An 18,266-nucleotide genomic window follows, 5' to 3' on the forward strand; every position below is an offset into this window, starting at 1 on the left:
GGAGTCAGCGCCTCCCCGTGGTGATGTTCAGGTCGAGCAGCGAGCTGGCGTCGTCCGGCGGGCTCGGATCGGGACCGGGACCGGTGCCGGAGGCGCCGGCCGGAACCGGGTCGCGGCCCGGGTCGCGGGCCGGGTCACGGGCCGGGGCCGGGTCGCGTTCCAGCCACAGGCGCCTGCGCCGGAAGACCGGCGCGGGGGCGGGCTCGCGTTCCGGCCGCACGCCCGGCCGCGGGTCCGGCTCGCTCAGCACGAGGTGCGCGTTGGTGCCGCCGAGCCCGAACGAGCTCACGCCCGCGACCCTGGGCGAGGGCCAGTCCCGCGGCTCGGTGGCGGGCTCGAAGGGCGAGGCGGCGAAGTCGAAGCGCGGGTTGGGCCGCTCGCAGGACAACGTCGGCGGGATCCGCCCGTGCTCGACGGCCAGCGCCGCCTTGATCAACCCGGCGATCCCGGCCGCGCTGAGCGTGTGCCCGATGTTGGTCTTCACGCTGCCGATCGCGCACGTTCCCGGGTCGCCGCCGCCTTCCGCGAACACCCGCGTCAGGGCGCGCAGCTCGATGGGGTCGCCGATCAGCGTGCCGGTGCCGTGCGCCTCGATCAGGCCGATCTCGCCCGGCGTGCGGCCGGCCGCCGCCAGGGCCCGGCGGACCACGTCGGCCTGGGCCTCGGGGTTGGGCGTGGTGACGCCCATGGTGCGTCCGTCGTTGTTCACCGCCACCGCCTCGATGACCGCGTGCACCCGGTCGCCGTCGGCCAGCGCCGCGCGCAGCGGCTTGAGCAGGACGACCCCGCACCCCTCCCCCGGCACGAACCCGTCGGCGCGCTCGTCGAACGTGTGACACCGTCCGGTGGGCGACAGCGCCTTGGCCGCGCTGAGCTGGAGGTAGTCGTTCTCGTCCAGGAGCACCTCCACCCCGCCCGCCAGGGCGACCTCGGCCTCCCCGGCGAGCAGGCTCTGCGCGGCGAGCTGCACGCCGACCAGCGAGGAGGAGCAGGCGCTGTCCACGACGAGGTTGGGGCCGCGCAGGTCGAAGTGGTGGGCGACCCTGGCCGCGATGAAGTTCTGGTCGGAGGCCAGCCCGCCCGGCCGGACGCCGACCCGGCGCCCGTAGTCGGACATGCGGGCTCCGGCGAACACGCCGGCCCGGCGTCCGCGCAGCTCGGCGGGGTCGTAACCGGCGTCGGCCAGGCAGACCGCGCAGCACTCCAGGAACATGCGGATGGCCGGGTCGAGGGCGCGGGCCTCGTCCTCGCCCAGGCCGAAGTAGTCGTTGTCGAAGTCCTCGATGCCGTCGACGAAGCCGCCCCACTTGCTGATGCTGCGGCCGAGGGCCGGTTCGGGCGAGTACAGCTCGCGGTGGTCCCAGCGGGAGACGGGCACCTCCCGCACGTCGCACCGGCCCTCGGTGAGGTTCCGCCAGAACGCGGCCACGTCGGGTGCGCCGGGGAACCGGCAGGCCATGCCGATGATCGCGATCCTGCGATCCTCGGCGCCCGGAAGGGCAGACCCGGAGGCGCCGCCCGGCGCACTCTCCCGGCCCTCCCCCCACGCGCCCGTCTCGGGGGCGTCCGGGAGAACGACGGTCGGCTCGGGGACGTCCGGACGGTCGGCGGTCGCTTCGGGGACGGCCACGCTGTCGGCGTCCGGCTCCGGAACGTCCAGGCGGTCGCGGAGCTGCTCCAGCGTCGGATAGTCGAGCAGCAGCGACGGCTCCAGGCTCTCCCCGAGCCGTTCCTCGATGCGCTGCACCAGCTCGGCCAGCATCACCGACTCGACGCCGAGGTCCCCGAACTCCGCCGTCGGGTCCAGGGCGTCCACGGGGATGCCGATCGTCTCGGAGAACAGCACGGCCAGCCAGTCGGGTCCGCCGGTCCGCGCCGGCTCGGGAGCCGGGCGGGCGGTGGCCGGGCGGCGGTCCGCCCGCTCGGGGAGCCGGATCAGCGCCGGGACGTCCACGGACGCGCCGGACGGCGGGCACGGCAGCACGGTCGCGCCGCGCGGCAACCCGATCACCCGGTCCAGCACCCGCAGCCCCTCCCGGTCGCCGAGCGACGCGAGCCCGACGGCCTCGCCGACGTTCGGCTTGCCGCGCGCCCCGCCGGACTCCCGCCACTGCGGCCAGTCCACCGACCGGAACTCGGTCCGCCCGGACCGCCGCCTGACCCCGGTGCAGTAGTCGAGGAAGGCGTTGGCGGCCGCGTAGTCGGCCACCCCGGCGGCCAGCGCGGGCACGGCGGCGCACACGGAGGAGAAGGTGACGAAGAAGGCCGGACGGTCCCCGGCGCACGCCTCGTCCAGCGCCTCCAGGAGGTCGGCCTTGGGCGTGAGCACGGCCCGCAGGTCGTCCTCGGACTTGTGGGCCAGCGACGGACGGCCCTGGCTGGAGCGTCCCGCGCAGTGGACGACACCGCCGATCGGGCCCAGCTCGCGCCGCACGCCGTCCAGGAAGGCGGCCACCCCGGACGGCGGCCCGGTGTGCACGACCACCCGGGCGCCCGCGCGTTCCAGGTCGAGGACGGTGGCGACGGCCTCCTCGCCGGAGCCGTCCCACTGCTCGCGCGGCGGCAGCTGACGCGCGCCGAGCAGGGCGAGCCGGCGCGCGCCGCGAGCGGCCAGGTGGCGGGCCACCAGCGCGCCCAGCCCCCTGGTGCCGCCGCTCACGACGTAGACGGCCGAGGGGTCGAGCCGCGGCTCGGCGTACGGCGCGGACAACTCCCGCAGATCGGGACGGAACCGCTCACCGTCGCGGTAACAGACCTCCCCGTACGGCTCGGCGGCCGCCCATTCCGCGCGGATCTGCGCGGCCGTGGGCCGGTCGCTGTCCAGCACGGTGGCCGTGACCGCCGGGTACTCGGCGGCGAGCATCCGCACGAACCCCGCCATCCGCGCCCCCGCCAGGCTCGGCGACGCGCCGCCGAGGTCCAGCAGGCCGCTGGTGACGTGCAGGATCCGGAGCGGGCGGCGACGGGCCAGGGCGTCCCGCAGCACGGCGAGCCGGTCCAGCTCGCCCGCCGGGTCGGCCTCGCCCAGGTCGCGCAGGTCGATCCAGCCGGTGAACTCCTCCGGGACGGGGTCGCCCGCGCCCACGGTCACGACCTGGTCGCCGAGCGAGCGCGCCAGCTCCTCGGAGGCGTCGCCGAACAGGCACACCACGGTCCCGCCGCCGAGCGTCCCGGGGTCGCGGGCGGGCTCCCCGGACGGCGCCCAGGTCCGTTCGAAGAGCGGCGTCTCGGCGACGGCCGGTCCCCGCTCACCGACGGCGGGCTCCCGGCCGGCGACGGCCGGTCCCGGGACGCCGGAAGCGGGCTCCCGAATGCCGGAGGCCGGTCCCGGGATGCCGGAATCGGGCTTCCGGTCACCGGAAGCGGGCTTCTGGTTGGCGGCCGGTTCCGGGGCGCCGGAGGCGGGCTCCCGGTCAGCGGAGGCGGGTTCGAACGGCCAGCACCGCATCCGGTCGAACGGGTACGACGGCAGGCCAACCAGCCGCGCGCCCGGCGGCGGCGTCCAGCCCACGTGGCCGCCGTCCACCCAGTGCCGCCCCAGCTCCAGCAGGTCGCCGGGCCGTCCGGACAGCTGGTCGCCGGACCACCCGGACGGCGGGACGCCGGGACGGGTCCGGCCGCGCAGCACGTCGGCGGGCTCCGACCGGGCGAAGCGCTCCAGCCGTTCGCACAGCTCCGCCACGTCCGCGACGACCAGGGCGAGCCGTTCGCGCAGCGGTTCCCGTCCGATGCGGAGGGTGTGGGCGACGTCGGCGAGGCTCTCGGGTGTCGCGCGCAGGTGACCCGCCAGCCGGCCCGCCATGGCCCGCAGCCGCCGCTCGTCGTGGGCCGACAGCACGATGAGCTGCGGTCCGTCGTCGGGCGTACCGGTCGTGGTGGACGTACCGGTCGCTGCTGGCGTGCCGGTCGCGGTGGGCGGGGCCTCTTCGATCACCGCGTGGGCGATCGTCCCGCCGGCGCCGAACGAGCTGAGGCCCGCCCGCCGGGGCGCGCCGCCGGGCCCCTCGGGCCAGTCGGCCGCCTCGCGCTGCACGCGGAAGGGGATCTCGTCCCAGGCGATGTCCGGGTTGAGCTCGTCGGCGTGCAGGGAGGGCACGAGCCGCCGGTGCCGGAGCTGGAGCACGATCTTGGTGAGCCCGGCGATGCCGGCGCCCGACTCGACGTGCCCGAGGTTGGACTTGACCGACCCGATCGGGATGCTGCCCGGCGCGGCCCCCACCTGCCCGAACACCCGCATGAGGGCGTTGATCTCGATGGGGTCGCCGAGCGCGGTGCCCGCGCCGTGGCATTCCAGGTAGCCGATCCCGGCGGGGTCCACGCCGGCGTCGGCGAGCGCGCGGGCGACGAGCTCGCCCTCCTCGACGGGGCTCGGCACCACCCAGCCGTTCGTCCGGCCCGAGTGCACGACGGCGGTGCCCCTGATCACGGCGTGGATGCGGTCGCCGTCCGCCTTGGCCCTGGACAGCGGCTTGAGCAGGACGACCCCGGCGCCCTCGGCTGGCACGAAGCCGTCGCCGCCCGCCCCGAAGCTGTGGCAGCGCCGGTCACCGGCGGTGAGCCGCATGCGGGCGTGCTGGACGAACTTGTTCGGATGCAGGTTGAGGTTGACGCCGCCGGCGATCGCCAGCTCGCACTCCCCCTGACGCAGCGACCGGACCGCGAGGTGCAGCGCGGCCAGCGACGACGAGCACATCGTGTCGACCGACATGCTGGGCCCCTTGAGGTCCAGGTGGTAGGAGACGCGGTTGGCCACGCCGCCGAGCGTCGCGCCGGTGTCCTGGGGCGTGCCGCGCAGGCTCTGCTCGACGCCGAAGAAGGGGTACTCGTTGTACATCACACCCGCGTAGACCGCGACGTTCGAACCGTGCCGGTCGCGCAGGCGGGTGCGCGGGTAGCCCGCGTCCTCCAGGGCCTCCCAGGTGACCTCCAGGAAGACGCGCTCCTGCGGGTCCATGAGGGCCGCGTCGCGCGGGGTGATGCCGAACAGCAGCGGGTCGAAGTCGGTGACGCCGTCGAGGAAGCCGCCCCACATGAGGTCCACGGGCCAGCCGTCGCGGGTCCTGTCGGCGGGGACGCGGGAGAGCGAGTGCCGCCCGGCGGCCAGGTTCTCCCAGAACGTGCCCAGGTCCGGGGCGTCGGGGTAGCGGCCGGCGATCCCGATGACGGCGATCGCGCCGTCATCGGCGGTGTCGGCGGCTTTGTCAGGGTTGTCGGTGGATCGGTGGGGCTGGGGCGTCGGCGGGGCGGGGGTTCTGGCGGACAGGGCGGCGGCGACCCCGGCCAGGTCCTTGTGCTCGAAGAAGAGCGTGCGCGACCGCTCGCCCAGGTCCCGCTCCAGCCGCGCGTTGAGCTCCACGATCTGGGACGACGTCAGCCCGTACTGCTCCAGCGGCACCCGCGTCCCCAGCCGGTCGGCGTCGATGCCCGAGACCTCGGCGTAGACGCCCTTGAGGTAGTCCTCCATGTCCCCGGCGGCGGCCTCGGACGCGACCGGCTCCGCCCGTTCGATCCAGTACGGCTCGTCCTCGAACGGGTAGGCGGGCAGCGCGACCCGTCCGGGCGGCTGCGGCCAGAACCGGGCCCAGTCGACGTCCTGACCGGCCACCCAGGCCGCCGCCGCCTCGGCCTCCGCGCCGGTCGGACGCCCGCCGGAGCCTCCGGCGAGCACGGACGGATGCGTCCTGCCCGCCGCGAACGCCTCCAGCCCCTCCCGCAGCCCGGCCGCGTCACGGCAGACGACGGCGATCCGGTGCGCGAGGGCGGCGCGCCCGGTCTGGGTGGTGTAGGCGATGCGGCGCACGTCCCGCTCCCCGGTCTCGGCCAGGCGGCGGGCGGCGGCCACCAGCCGCTCCTCGGTCGCGGCGGAGACCAGGACGGCGTGCTCCCGTCCGTCCTCGTCCGAGTTGCCCGGGGTCTCCTCGGGGAGGGGCGCGCGGACGACGGCGTGGGCGTGCGTGCCGGTCGCCCCGAAGGCGTTGATCAGCGCCCGCCGCTCGCCGGTCCACGGCTGCGGCTGCTCCGGCACGGTGACCGCGTCGGTGGGCGGCTCGGCGAGCAGGGTGGGCGCCAGCCGTCCGTGCCGGAGCTGCAGCAGCACCTTGGCGAGCTGCGAGGCGCCGGACGCGGCTTCGAGATGGCCGATGTTCGGCTTGAGCGTGCCCGCCGCGACGGGCTCGGCCCGCTCGCCGAAGACCTCGGCCAGCGCCTCGGCCTCGGCCGCGTCGGCCAGGGCGGCTCCGGCCGCCGCGCACTCGACGTAGGAGACGTCGCCGGGCCCGGCGCCCGCCCGCTCCAGGGCGCGGCGCATGGACGCCGCCATGGCGTCGGCGCTCGGCGCGGTGAACCGCCCGGTACGCCCGGTGTGCGCGACCCAGGTGGCCTCGACCACGCCGTGGACGGCGTCCCCCGCCCGGACGGCGTCCGCGACGGGCCGCAGCAGGAAGGAGCCGACGCCCTCGCCGACCGTCCAGCCGGGCCGGTCGGGGTCGAAGGCGGCGGCGCCGGCCTCCTCGGCCAGCAGGCCGAGCCCGGCCAGCAGCCCGGCGTGGTAGGGGTCGGCGAGCAGGTTGACGCCCGCGACCACGGCCGCGTCGCAGTCGCCCGTACGGATGGCCTGGGCGGCCAGGTGCAGGGCGGTCAGCGTGGACGAGCACGACGTGTCCACGGCGATGCTCGGCCCGGTGAAGCCGAAGAAGTACGAGACGCGGTTCACCATGTCGGACGCGGTCGCCGAGACCACGGCCGGGCCGCCCGCGCGCCAGGCGGCGGCGCCCGCGTGCTGGTAGTCGTGCCACATCGAGCCGACGAAGACGCCCACCCTGGGCGCGGTCGCGTGCAGCGAGGCGGGGGTGTGACCGGCGTGCTCCAGGCACTCCCAGACGCTGTGCAGCAGGAGCCGGAGCTGCGGGTCGAGCGTCGCGGCCTCCTTCGGCGAGACGTGGAAGAGCAGGCTGTCGAAGCGGTCGATGTGCTCCAGGTAGCCGCCGGGACGCTCGCCCCTCGGGCTCGGGCCCAGGCTGCGGGTGCCGGTGCTGAGGTTGCGCCAGAAGCCGTCCAGGTCGTCGGCGCCGGGGTAGCGTCCGGCCATGCCGATCACGGCGAGCCCGCCCGGCCGATCCTCGCGCGCCGGCTCCTCGGGCGCCGGCTCCCCGCGCCGGGCGGGCTCGGTGCGGAGGGCCGGTTCCGTCTCCGGGGTGGAGCGCACGGGGGTGGAGAGCACAGGAGTGGCGAACACGGGAGTGGCGTCGCCGGTCGCGTACTCCGCCGGGCCGCCCAGGAACGCCTGGAGGAAGCGGTGGCCGTCGTCCAGGTCGAACTGGTCGCGCACCTGGTCGAAGGCGACCTCGCCGATGGGACAGAGCCCGATTCCGCAGGCCGCCTGGCCGGTCATCAGGAGCTGGCCGAGGTAGCCGGCCTCCAGGGTCAGGTAGCGCAGGCTCTGCTCGCCGTACAGGGGCTCGATGCCCTTGGTCTGGCCGATGAGGTAGAGGCTGAAGCCGGCGCGGTCGTACAGGTCGCGGTTGTAGACGAAGTGGGCCGTACGGTCGAGCTGGGGGCGGCCGTTCACGAGCTGGAGCGCGTGCTCGACCGGGTTGTAGTAGTAGACCCCCTCGGCGACGCCGCTGATCGCGCCCTTGGCGACGTGCAGGTACGCCTGCACGGCGTAGGTGTCCCCGGCCGACGGGTACAGGTGGCGCGCGCGGTCGCCGAGCCGCCGTTCGCGCAGCAGCCCGAGCAGCCGGCACAACGACCGGTACGGCAGCGAGCCGGGCGCGAAGTCGCGCACGCTGGCCCGCCAGGCGTAGTGCTCCTCGGGCACGTCCAGGCGGTCGAGGCGGATGAGGCTGGCGTCGGGCTCCAGCGGGCGCAGGTTCCATCGGCCCGCCTTGAACGCCTCCCGGTCCTCGGGCGAGAAGAAGTCGACCTCCCCCGGCCCGTCCGCCTCGACGCCGGCCTTCACAGGCTGCTCGACGGGCTTCTCGGCGGCGGGCTTCTTCGTGGTGGGCTTCTTCGGTGCGGGCTCGTCGGTGGGGGCGCCGACGACGGTGGCGATGCCGGTGACGGTCGGGTTCTCCAGCAGCAGCGCCACCGGCACCCGCCTGCCGTACCGCTTCCGCAGCGCCTTGGAGACCTGGACCATGGTGAAGGAGGTGACGCCCTGGTCCCAGAGGTCCTGGCCGGGATCGACCTCCTCGACCCCGATCAGCTCGGCGAACAGCTCGGCGATCTCCGTCACCGTCCGCCCCGCCACCTCGGGCTCGGGCTCGGGTTCCGGCTCCGGCTCGGGGGCGCGGTCGGTGAGCGGCCACGGGAGCGCGTCCCGGTCCAGCTTGCCGTTGGCGGTGGCCGGGAACGTGCTCACGAACGCCACGTGGTTGGGCACCATGTACGCCGGCAGCGTCCCGGCCGCGTGCGCCCGCAACTCCCCCACGTCCGGCTCCGCGCCCTCGGCCATCACGTACGCGACCAGCTTCCGCTCCCCCGACCGGTCGTCGCGGGCCAGGACGACGACGTCCCGCACGCCCGGATGTTGCCGCAGCCGGTGCTCGATCTCGCCCAGCTCCACCCGGAACCCGCGGATCTTCACCTGGTTGTCGGCCCGCCCGAGGAACGTGATGTTCCCGTCGGGCAGCAGCGCGGCCCGGTCGCCGGTCAGGTACATGCGCCCGCCCGCGAACGGGTCCGGCACGAACCGCTCGGCGGTCAGCTCGGGCTGGTTGCGGTAGCCGAGGCTCAGGCACCTGCCGCCGATGTACAGGTCGCCCTCCTCGCCTTCGGGGCAGGGCCGCCGGTCCTCGTCGAGGATGTAGTAGAGGGCGTCGTCGATCGGCCGCCCGTACGGGATGCTCCGCCACGACGGGTCGACCTCGCCCACCTCGAACCAGTTCGACCAGACGGTGGCCTCGGTGGCGCCGCCCAGGCTGACCACCCGCGCCCGCGGGAAGGTCGCGCGCACGGCGTCCGGCAGCGGCAGCGGCGTGTAGTCGCCGCTGAGGAAGACCAGCCGCAGGTCGCCGGTGCCCTCCCCGCCCTGCCGCTCGGCCAGCAGCGGGGCGAGCTGGTTGAGCGTGGTGGGCGCGGAGTTCCAGAACGTGATCGGCTCGTCGATGAGCACGTCCAGCAGCAGTTCGGGGTCGCGCTGCTGGCCCTCGTCGGCGATGTAGAGCGAGGCGCCCCGGCCGAGCAGGCCGAAGATGTCGAACACCGACAGGTCGAAGCCGAGCGAGGTGACGCAGAGGCCGACGTCGGAGGCGTCGAAGTCGAAGGTGCGGTAGCACCAGTCGAGCAGGTTGAGCAGCGGCCGGTGGCTGACCTCGACGCCCTTGGGCTTGCCGGTGCTGCCCGAGGTGAAGATCACGTACGCGAGGTCGTCCACGGTGCCGGCGAGGGGCGGGTCGCCGCGGTCGTCGCCGCCGGCGTCCAGCTCGACGGCGCGCACGCCCTCGGGCACGGCCCAGCCGGGCGTCTGCGCGCAGGTGAGGACGATCCCGGCGGCGGCGTCGTCCAGCATGACGGCGGCCCGCTCGTCGGGCAGGGACGGCTCCACCGGCAGGTAGGCGCCGCCCGCCTTGTGTATCCCGAGGACGGCGGCCACCATGTCGGGCCCGCGGCACAGGCGCACGGCGACCACCGTCCCCGGCCCCACGTCCAGCTCCTTCAGCCGCCAGGCGACGGCGTTGGCGCGCCGGTTCAGCTCCCCGTACGTCATGGTGCCGCCGGCGTGCCGCAGCGCGACCGCGTCGGGACGGGCGGCGGCCTGCCGCTCGAACAGCCGGTGCGCGGGGCGCAGCCGGTCCTCGAAGGCCGCGAACAGCTCGGCGAGGTCGGGGAACTCCGGCTCCAGCGCGTCCCAGTGGTAGTGCAGCCGGTCGCCCTCCCTGATGACGATGCAGTCGAGCGCGACGTCCGGGGTGTAGGTCATCCAGGGCCCGGCCTCGACGCCGTCCGGCAGGGGATGGTCGGTCAGGTCGAGGGTGCTGGTGTAGACGACGGGGAAGGCGTAGGCGCGGCGGCGGCGCTCCTTCATGACGTGGCCGCGCAGCGTGGCCAGGCCGGTCAGGGCGCCGTTCGCGGCGTCGGCGGCGATCCGGTCGGGGTAGGACTCCGCGTCGGTGACCCAGCTCAGGGCGGTGTGCTCGCCGGGGCGCCGCGGCTCGGACTCGGCGGTCCAGCGCACCACGGACACGCTGAACGGATCGGCGAAGCGTGCGCGCAGCGCGCCGGCCAGGGCGGCGAAGACGGTCTCGTCGGACACCGCGGCGACGCTGCCGCTCAGCCGGACGCGGCGCGCGGGCGTGGTGGCCAGCTCGGGCCCCGGCGGCAGGTCGCGGAACCGCTCGTCCCAGTAGCCCCCTTCGCGCGGACGCTCCGGGGCGGCCGGGGCCTCGGCGGGCGGGCGCGGCTCGGCGGACGGGTCGGCGTACAGCCTGAACAGCTCGCGCAGCACGATGTGGATGCTCCGGCCGTCCAGCACGGCGAGGTCGACGGCCGCGTGCACCGTCTCGCCGCTGACCCGCAGCTCCCAGTGCGGCCAGCGGCCCAGCGGGAACGCCCGCCCGGCCATCTCCGCGGCCGTCTCCCCCGCCGTCTCTCCCGTCTCGGCGCCGGGGATCTCGGGGATGTCCCAGTTCTCCGGCGCGTGCGGCCTGACCCGCAGCGTCCCGTCGTGGGTGACCTCCGAGCGCAGCGCGTCGTGCGCGGCCACCAGGCGCAGCCAGGCCCGTGCGAGCCGGTCCCGGTCCAGGTCGCGGACGTGGAAGCTGTGGTGGACCTGGCAGCCGTCGTACGGGTGCGAGCCGCCCGCGCGGGCCACGTAGTACGCCTTCTGCAGCTCGTTGAGCGGCCGGATCTCCTCCTCGCCGGTGTCGGCGGCCAGGGCGCGCAGCGCGTTGGTGAAGCGGGCGAACAGGGTCTCCGGCTCGCCGGGCGCGAAGCAGCCGGGCACCAGGTCCCAGCGCACCCGCAGCTCGCCGTCGTGCTCCCACATCTGGTGGTCGAGCGCGACGCCGGAGGTCTGGCTCAGCGCGTACGTCACCGGCGGCACGGCCTCGTCGGGCCGGGCGTCCAGCAGGCTGGTGAAGACGACGGGCAGCGCCGTGCGCTCGCGCAGCTCCCGCATGACGGTCACGCCGGGGACGCCCGCGTGGCCGAGGTCGCGCCACAGCCGCCGGTGCACCTCCTGGACCGCCTCCGGGAGCGGCTCGCCGAGCGTGCTCTCGGCGGCGAACACGGCGGTGCCGGTGAACGGCCCGACCACCTCGTCCACCTCGCGCGGCAGCCAGGCCCGGCCGGTCGTGGTCACGGCCAGGGAGCAGTCCTCGCCCCTGCCGACCGTCTCGGCGAACAGGGTCAGCACCAGGGCGGTCGGCGAGACGTCCAGCTCGGCGGCCCTGGCGCGCAGGGCGCCCCACTGGGCGGCGGTCAGCGAGCCGGTCAGCGCGGAGCGCGGCGACCCGTCGGGCACGCCGGCGGCGGGGCCGGGCGGCAGGTCGGCCAGGCGCTCCCGCCAGTAGTCCAGGTCCTCCTGGTGGCGGGGGCCGCGCCGCTGGGCGTCCAGCGCCAGCAGGCAGTCGCGGACGGACAGCCCGCTCTCCGCCAGCGTGTGGCCGGGGTCGCGGTAGCAGCGCCACCAGTCGCGCAGCAGCACGTCGAGCCCGCGGCCGTCGGTCACGCTCGCGTCGATGCCGAAGTGCACGGTCCCGGGCGTGGTGACCTCGACGGCGAACGGCGGCCAGACGCCGGGCTCGTAACGCCGGTGCGCGAGGCGTTCGCGGGCGCCGGGCTCGTCCACCGGCAGGTCCCAGGAGGGGGCCCGTTCCAGGATCCGCTGGGTGCCGTCCTCGCCCAGCTCCAGGCGCAGGGCGTCGTGGTGGTCGACGACGCGCTGCCAGGCCGCGCGCAGGCGGTCGGGGTCCACGCCGGGCACCTCGAACTCGCGGTAGACCTGGCAGCCGACCGGGTCGGGGGTGGCGTCCTCGTCCGCGCCCATGACGTACGCCTGTTGCAGGGGCGTCAGGGGGAACGGCTCGTGCCGGTCGCCGGGGGCCGGGCTGATCTCCGCCACGGTCACGGGGGTGTCGTGCTCCGCCGTCCCGGCCAGCTCGGCGATCCGCGCGGCCAGCTCGGCCGGCGTCGCGCAGCCGCCCAGCCGCTCGACGGGGAGGTCCAGCGAGAACTCCCGCTGGATCTCGAACCACACCCGTACCGCGGAGATCGAGTCGAGTCCGCTGTCCTTGAGTGAAGCGTCGGGGGTCAGCTCCGCACCGCCGGGCAGCACCTCGGCCAGCAGGCGGATGACCGTCTCCGTCACGCGCTCGTCGTGCTCCATGGGCCTCCTCCCTCACTGCGACGCTAGTGAGGACGGCGGGCGCTGCCTGCTCAAGACTGAGCAGGCGGCGCAAGGCGATCGGCCGTAGCTTTCTGACCATGCCTGGTTCCTGGATAGCGGGCGGCGAGCCCCGAGCCGACGCCCGCATCAGACTGTTCTGCTTCGCGCACGCGGGAGGCGGCTCGGCGCTGTTCCGCAAATGGGACGACCACCTGTCGCCGGACGTCGACGTCTGCCCGGTGGTGCTGCCGGGGCGCGAGTCACGCCTGCGCGAACGGCCCTACAACCGCATGGAGCAGCTCGTGGGGCCGCTGTCGGAGGCCATCGAGCCGTACACCGACCGGCCGTTCGCGCTGTTCGGGCACAGCATGGGGGCCGTGGTGGCCTGGGAGACGGCCCGCCGCTTCCCGCCCGCGGTGCTGTTCGTGTCCGGACGCCGCGCGCCGCACCTGCCGACCCGCCGCCGCCGCTTCACCGACCTGTCGGAGGACGAGCTGCTGAGCGAGCTCGGCAAGCTGAACGGCACGCCGTCGGAGGTGATGGACCAGCGCAGCCTGCTGGAGGTGTTCCTGCCGGGCCTGCGCGCCGACTTCGAGCTGAACGAGACGTACACGCCGCTGCCCGGCCCGCGTCCGGACTGCCCGATCTCGGCGCTGACCGGCGACGCCGACCCGGAGGTCGACCCGGACGAGATCAGCGCCTGGGCCGACGCCACCGGCGGCGGTTTCACGCTGCGCGTGTTCGGCGGCGACCACTTCTACCTCAAGGGCCCGCGGCCCGAGGTGCTGACGGCGGTCCAGGAGGACCTGAACCGCCATCTGCTCAACGTCTAGCCGTCCTCAGCGTCTAACCGTCCTTGGACAGGTCGCGCAGCCGGGCTTCGAGCAGCCCGGCCGCGGCCTCCATCAGCCGGTCGGCGATGACGTCCACGTGCCTGGCCCGCCAGTCGGCCAGCTCCGTGCCCGCCACCCACCGGTTGAACGCGCCCATCGCCGGCCCGCAGTGGACCTGGTAGTCCACCTGCCGCCCGGCCTCGCCGCGCAGCGCCAGCCTGATCGTGTGCACGAAGTACCAGCGGAAGACGAGCGCCATCCGGTGCTTGGGGTCGCGCTCGGCGCGGGCCAGCTCGGCCGGCCGGCGCGCGGCCAGGAACGCCCGGGTCTCCTCCCACACCTCCTCGAAGGAGCAGCGGAAGAACTTGTCCTGGATCGTCCGCCTGGTCCGCTCGTCGATCTCCTCCAGCGAGCCGTACTGGCGGTAGAGCTGGTAGAGCTTGTTGGCGCGGGCCGGGAACAGCGTGCCCTTCCTGGCGACCTGCACCTGCGCGCCCATCTCGAACATGTCGCCGGCCGGGGCGTAGGCGGTGTCCTGCACGTCGAGCCCGGCCAGCAGGTCCTTGACGGCGTCGGACGTCCCGGCCTGCGGGGTGCACTGGTTGACGCTGCCGGTGACGATGAAGTCCGCGCCGAGCACGAACGCCGCGGCGGCCGCCTCCGGTGCGCCGATGCCGCCGGACGCGCCGACCCTGATGCGCCGGGCGTAGCCGTGGGCGGCCATCTCCTCGTCGCGCAGCCGCAGGATCGCCGGCATCAGCGCGTACGGCGAGCGCCCGTCGGTGTGCCCGGCCGAGTCGGCCTCGACGCAGACGTCCGCGCTGACCGGCAGCTCCGCGGCGACCTCCGCCTCGGCCGCGCTCAGCGCCCCCTCCCGGACGAGCCGGTCCAGGACGGCCTGCGGGGCGGGCCGCATGAAGGCGGCGGCGACCTCCGGCCTGGAGACCTTGGCCACCACGTGCCGGACGGCGACCGGCCGCCCGGCCGGGTCGCGGTGCGCGCCGCTGTAGCGGTAGCGGACGAGGGGCGCGGTGATGTGCGGGTAGGCGGCGGCCTCGACGTACCGCACGTCGCGGCGGAGCAGCAGGTCCACCGTCTCGCGCTCCAGGCCCTCCTCGTCGAAGCCGTAGAGCAGGTTCACGCCGTAGGGGCCGTCCGGGCCGAGGGCGGACTGGACGGTGTCGAGCGCGTCGGAGATCTGGTCCAGGGTGAGGCCGCCCGCGCCGAGGAAGCCCATCAGCCCGGCCCGGCCCATCCTGATCACCAGCTCGGCCGAGGCGATGCCCTTGAACATCGACCCGGCCAGGTAGGCGTGGCGGACGCGGTAGTCGGCGCGGAACTCGGCCGAGCCGAGCACGATCCCGGCCTCCCGGACGGCGGGCGCCTCGACCGGCTCCCGGACGGCGGGCTTCTCGACCGGCTCCTGGTCGGCAGAGGGCTCGGGCGGGTGGCGGCGGGTGACCGTCCACAGTTTGGTGAGCACGTCGCCGGGGCCGATCTCCTCCAGCTCGGAGACGCCCTGGTCCATCAGGTAGCGCAGCCCGTCCACCCACCGCACCGGGTTGCAGATCTGGCGGCGCAGCAGCTCGGCCGCCTCGCCGGCCCGGTACGGGCGTCCGGTCACGTTGGAGACGACGGGCACCCGCGGCTCCTCGATGCGGACGCCCTCCAGCGCCTCGGCGAAGGCGTCGGCGGCCGGTTCCATGTAGCGCGAGTGCGAGGGCACGCTCACGCTCAGCGGCACCCACTTGCCGGGGCCGCCGCGGCTGAGCGCGTCCAGCTCGTCCTTGGGCCCGGCCAGGACGACCTGTTCCGGGGAGTTGTAGTTGGCGATGTCGACGCCGGTGCCCGCCACCAGCTCCTCCAGCCGTTCCCGGTCGGCGCCGAGCACCGCCGCCATGGCGCCGCCGCCCGCCGCGGACATCAGCTCGCCGCGCCGCTTGACCAGGCCGAGCGCGGTCTCGAAGTCGAAGCAGCCGGCCGCGAACAGCGCCGCGTACTCGCCCAGGCTGTGCCCGGCCAGGTAGTCGGGCCGGCCGCCCTCCTCCTGCCGGGCGAGGAAGCTCAGCGCGTTGACCGTGAACAGGGCGGGCTGCACGTAGCGGGTCTCCCGCAGCCGCTTGGGGTCGTCGCACAGCTCGGCGACGGAGTAGCCGAGGATCTCGTCGGCGCGGGCGCACAGGTCGGGGTACCGCTCCAGGACGCCCGCGCCCATGCCCTTGCGCTGCGACCCCTGCCCGGGGAAAACCCACACGACGGACATCAGGCGCGTTCCTCTCTAGCGTTCCCAGGGGAATCTCTTCTCGGTCGCGTAGTCGACGAGCCTGCGGCGCACCTCGGGGCTGGACATGAGCCGGCCGAACTCCTTGACCGCCACCTGCTCGGTCTCGTCCGACAGGATCCACAGCTCGCGGAAGTAGCGCTTCATGTCCGTGACGATCGACCGGTCCAGCTTGGTCAGCCGGTAGGCCAGCCGCCGCACGAGCGCCTCCGGGTCGTCCGACACCTCGTCCACCAGGTGGAAGGCGGCGGCCTCCGCGGCGCTCACCGGCTGGGTGCTCAGCGTCATCGCGTACGCCTTCTGAAAGCCCGTGCGCCGGATCAGGAACGGCAGCACGCAGCACGGCAGCAGCCCCCACAGCGCCTCGGGGAGGCTGAAGGTGCTGCGCTCGCTGGCGAAGACGAAGTCGCTGGCCGCGGCCAGGCCGACGCCGCCGCCGGCCACCCGGCCGTCCACCCGGGCCACCACCGTCACGGGCGTCTCGGTGAAGCGGCGCAGCAGGCCGTAGAACGCCCGGCCGCCGTCGGCGACGTCGCTGCCGGCCGCCTCCTCCAGGTCCATGCCGGTGCAGAAGACGCCGTCGCCGCCCTCCAGCAGCAGGATGCGGCAGCCGGGCGCGCGCTCGGCCTCGTCCAGGGCGGCGCCCAGCTCGTCGATGGCGCGGTCGTCGATCGTGCGGCTGCGCAGCCGGTGCCGCAGGGTCGCCGAGGTCAGCTCCATCTGTACTCCCGGTGGAAGTCCGCGATGCGGTCCAGCACCAGCAGGCCGCGACCGCCGAAGGCGTCCTCGTACAGGTCGCCGTACGGTTTGGGGTCGAGCACCGCGTCCCGCACCCCGAAGGCGCGGTCGGCGCTCAGCTCGGTCAGCGCGTCCAGCTCCGCGACGCCGATCTCGCGCCGCTCGTCCAGCGCCCGGCCGATGCCGCTGCGCCCCTGGGCCGGGATCACGCCGCTGTAGAACTCCGACGCGCAGCCCGACCCGTACGAGAACAGCCCCGCCCGTTTCGGGGCGTCGAACGCGCCGTGGTCGATGAGCGAGCACAGCGCCAGGTAGAGCGCGGCCGAGTAGGTGTTGCCCACCCGCACGCCGTAGGCCAGGGACGGCGCGACCCGGGCCGCGAAGTCGGCCTCGATCTCCCGCGCCCCCATGCCCTTGAGCTTGCGCAGCAACATCCGGTGCGCGCCCTTCACCATCCCGGCGAACGGCGTGTGCAGCGCCAGGTAGTCGAAGGTGTCCACGATGTCGGCCCCGGCCACCCGCCGCCCGTAGGCCGCGAAGCACTCCTCGGCGCAGCGCATGTACGCCAGCAGCGACAGGTCCGGATCGACGGCGTCGGTGTCGTGGCGCGGCCGGGCCGTGTCCATCACCTCGAAGGTGTGGTAGCCGCTGGCGCCGGGGTCGAGCCGCAGCACCCGCGCGTCCGCGCCGACCAGCATCGCCACCGCGCCGGCGCCCTCGGAGGGCTCCCAGTAGGTGGACTTGGCGGTGCCGCTGGCCGCGTCGGTGGCGATGGCCAGCGCCTTCACGCCGGGGATCGGGCTGGCGCCGACGACGGCGGCGGCGCACTGGAGCGCGGCCGTCCCGCCGTAGCAGGCGTGCTTGACCTCGAACGAGCGGCACGCCGGGTTCAGCCCGAGATGGTGGTGGATGTAGGTGCTGATCGGCTTGCCGAAGTCGAGCCCCGACTCGGTGCCGACGACCAGCAGCTCGATCCGGTCCTTCTCCTCCGGGGCGAGCGCGTCCAGCAGCGGCTTGGCGGCGTTGACCGCGTTGGTGACCGGGTCCTCGCAGGGCAGGTTGACCGAGCGCTGCTCCATCATCAGGTTGCCGAAGCGGTTCACGTCCAGGCCGCGCGCGTCGAACAGCGCGCGGACGTCCGTGTACGCCCTGCCGACGTACGCGTTGATCGCCTCGATCCCGAGAGCCATGGCCTAGGGCACCATCAGGACGTCGTGGATGCTGGTCGGCACGAACAGCCGGTCCCACTGCCCGCCGCCGTGCCGTTCCGGGACCCGTTCCACGTCGTAGACCTCCTTGCGCATGCCCTCGCCGCGGTCCACCTCCTGAACGGCCTGGTAGTCGTCCAGCTCGCGCAGGTGGATGAGGGCGTGCAGGCGGTCCTGCCGGCCCCACGTCTGCTCGTAGATGAAGGCGGTGGCGCGGCCTTCGAGGTTGGCGTTGAGGTAGCGGGACCAGTCGTAGAGGAACTGCCGTCCCTCCTCGCGCAGCTCGTAGCGCGCGTCGGCGGTGCGCAGCACGATCGCCCCGGCGGTCGCCGAGTTGAGCTGCTGCTGCTGCGTGGTCTGGTACGTCGCGGGCGGCACGAACGTGCCGGGCACGTCGTGCACGTCGTCGGTGAACCCGTGCTGCGGGCACATGACGGTCTCCTGGAGACTGCCGTGCACGAACATCTTCTCCCAGTTGCCGCCGCCCTTCTTGGGCAGCCGGTCCTTGAGCGAGATCTGCTGGAACGCCTCGTCGTGGTCCACCATCTCGATGAGCTTGCTGTACTTCTCGGGGGACTTCATGTGCACGAACCAGTGCAGCCGCTCGCGTACGCCGAAGACCTCCTCGTAGCAGAAGGTCGTGGCGACGCCGGCCTGGGCGCGGTTCATGTAGTCGAGCAGGTCCACGCTGAAGTCGCGGCCCTCGCGGGCCATGCCGTACTCCAGCATCCCCACGCGGTGGATGATCAGGCCCGCGTTGCCCGAGTGCAGCAACTGGTCGGGGGGCAGGGTGGTCTGATACTGCGCCGGCTTCGTCATGCCCCGAATGTCGCCCACGGGGGCGGGAAGCTCCGCTCAATATTGAGCAGGCCCCCGGC

Annotated in this window: 6 protein-coding genes; 1 reads left to right on the forward strand and 5 read right to left on the reverse strand. The window is 74.5% G+C overall.

Annotation, left to right across the window (positions count from 1 at the left end; translation table 11 throughout):
- Positions 1-4 precede the first annotated feature (4 nt).
- Positions 5-12,328 (reverse strand): amino acid adenylation domain-containing protein, encoded by a 12,324-nt coding sequence (locus ACWEJ6_RS26545; protein ID WP_452427010.1) that lies wholly within the window; start codon positions 12,326-12,328, stop codon positions 5-7.
- A gap of 98 nt (positions 12,329-12,426) precedes the next feature.
- Here ACWEJ6_RS26545 and ACWEJ6_RS26550 point away from each other — a divergent pair, with 98 nt between their 5' ends.
- Positions 12,427-13,161, forward strand: coding sequence for a thioesterase II family protein (locus ACWEJ6_RS26550; protein ID WP_452427012.1), 735 nt, complete (start codon positions 12,427-12,429; stop codon positions 13,159-13,161).
- Between the two features lie 13 nt (positions 13,162-13,174).
- Here ACWEJ6_RS26550 and fabD read toward each other — a convergent pair whose 3' ends face one another.
- The 4 genes from fabD to ACWEJ6_RS26570 are packed head-to-tail and all read right to left on the reverse strand — an operon-like array spanning position 13,175 to position 18,207.
- The gene (gene fabD, locus ACWEJ6_RS26555) at positions 13,175-15,424 is read right to left on the reverse strand and encodes an ACP S-malonyltransferase (RefSeq protein ID WP_452427014.1); all 2,250 of its coding nucleotides are present in this window, start codon (positions 15,422-15,424) and stop codon (positions 13,175-13,177) included.
- 15 nt (positions 15,425-15,439) lie between these two features.
- A complete protein-coding gene (locus tag ACWEJ6_RS26560; RefSeq protein WP_358298259.1) occupies positions 15,440-16,162 on the reverse strand; it encodes an enoyl-CoA hydratase-related protein in 723 nt (240 codons plus the stop codon).
- Complete coding sequence (locus ACWEJ6_RS26565; RefSeq protein WP_387665452.1) at positions 16,153-17,370, reverse strand: hydroxymethylglutaryl-CoA synthase family protein; 1,218 nt, start codon at positions 17,368-17,370, stop codon at positions 16,153-16,155. Before ACWEJ6_RS26565 ends, ACWEJ6_RS26560 begins: the two co-directional genes overlap by 10 nt.
- 3 nt (positions 17,371-17,373) lie before the next feature.
- Positions 17,374-18,207: a DUF6039 family protein gene (locus ACWEJ6_RS26570; protein WP_352323689.1), complete on the reverse strand. Its 834-nt coding sequence runs from the start codon at positions 18,205-18,207 to the stop codon at positions 17,374-17,376.
- Between the last annotated feature and the right edge of the window lie 59 nt (positions 18,208-18,266).

The sequence above is a fragment of the Nonomuraea sp. NPDC004702 genome (assembly GCF_053601695.1).

Bases quoted from the DNA above. Each gene is read 5' to 3' on its own strand.
- ACWEJ6_RS26570 (WP_352323689.1), bottom strand. From the start codon at position 18,207: ATGACGAAGCCGGCGCAGTATCAGACCACCCTGCCCCCCGACCAGTTG.
- ACWEJ6_RS26565 (WP_387665452.1), bottom strand. From the start codon at position 17,370: ATGGCTCTCGGGATCGAGGCGATCAACGCGTACGTCGGCAGGGCGTAC.
- ACWEJ6_RS26560 (WP_358298259.1), bottom strand. From the start codon at position 16,162: ATGGAGCTGACCTCGGCGACCCTGCGGCACCGGCTGCGCAGCCGCACG.
- fabD (WP_452427014.1), bottom strand. From the start codon at position 15,424: ATGTCCGTCGTGTGGGTTTTCCCCGGGCAGGGGTCGCAGCGCAAGGGC.
- ACWEJ6_RS26545 (WP_452427010.1), bottom strand. From the start codon at position 12,328: ATGGAGCACGACGAGCGCGTGACGGAGACGGTCATCCGCCTGCTGGCC.
- ACWEJ6_RS26550 (WP_452427012.1), top strand. From the start codon at position 12,427: ATGCCTGGTTCCTGGATAGCGGGCGGCGAGCCCCGAGCCGACGCCCGC.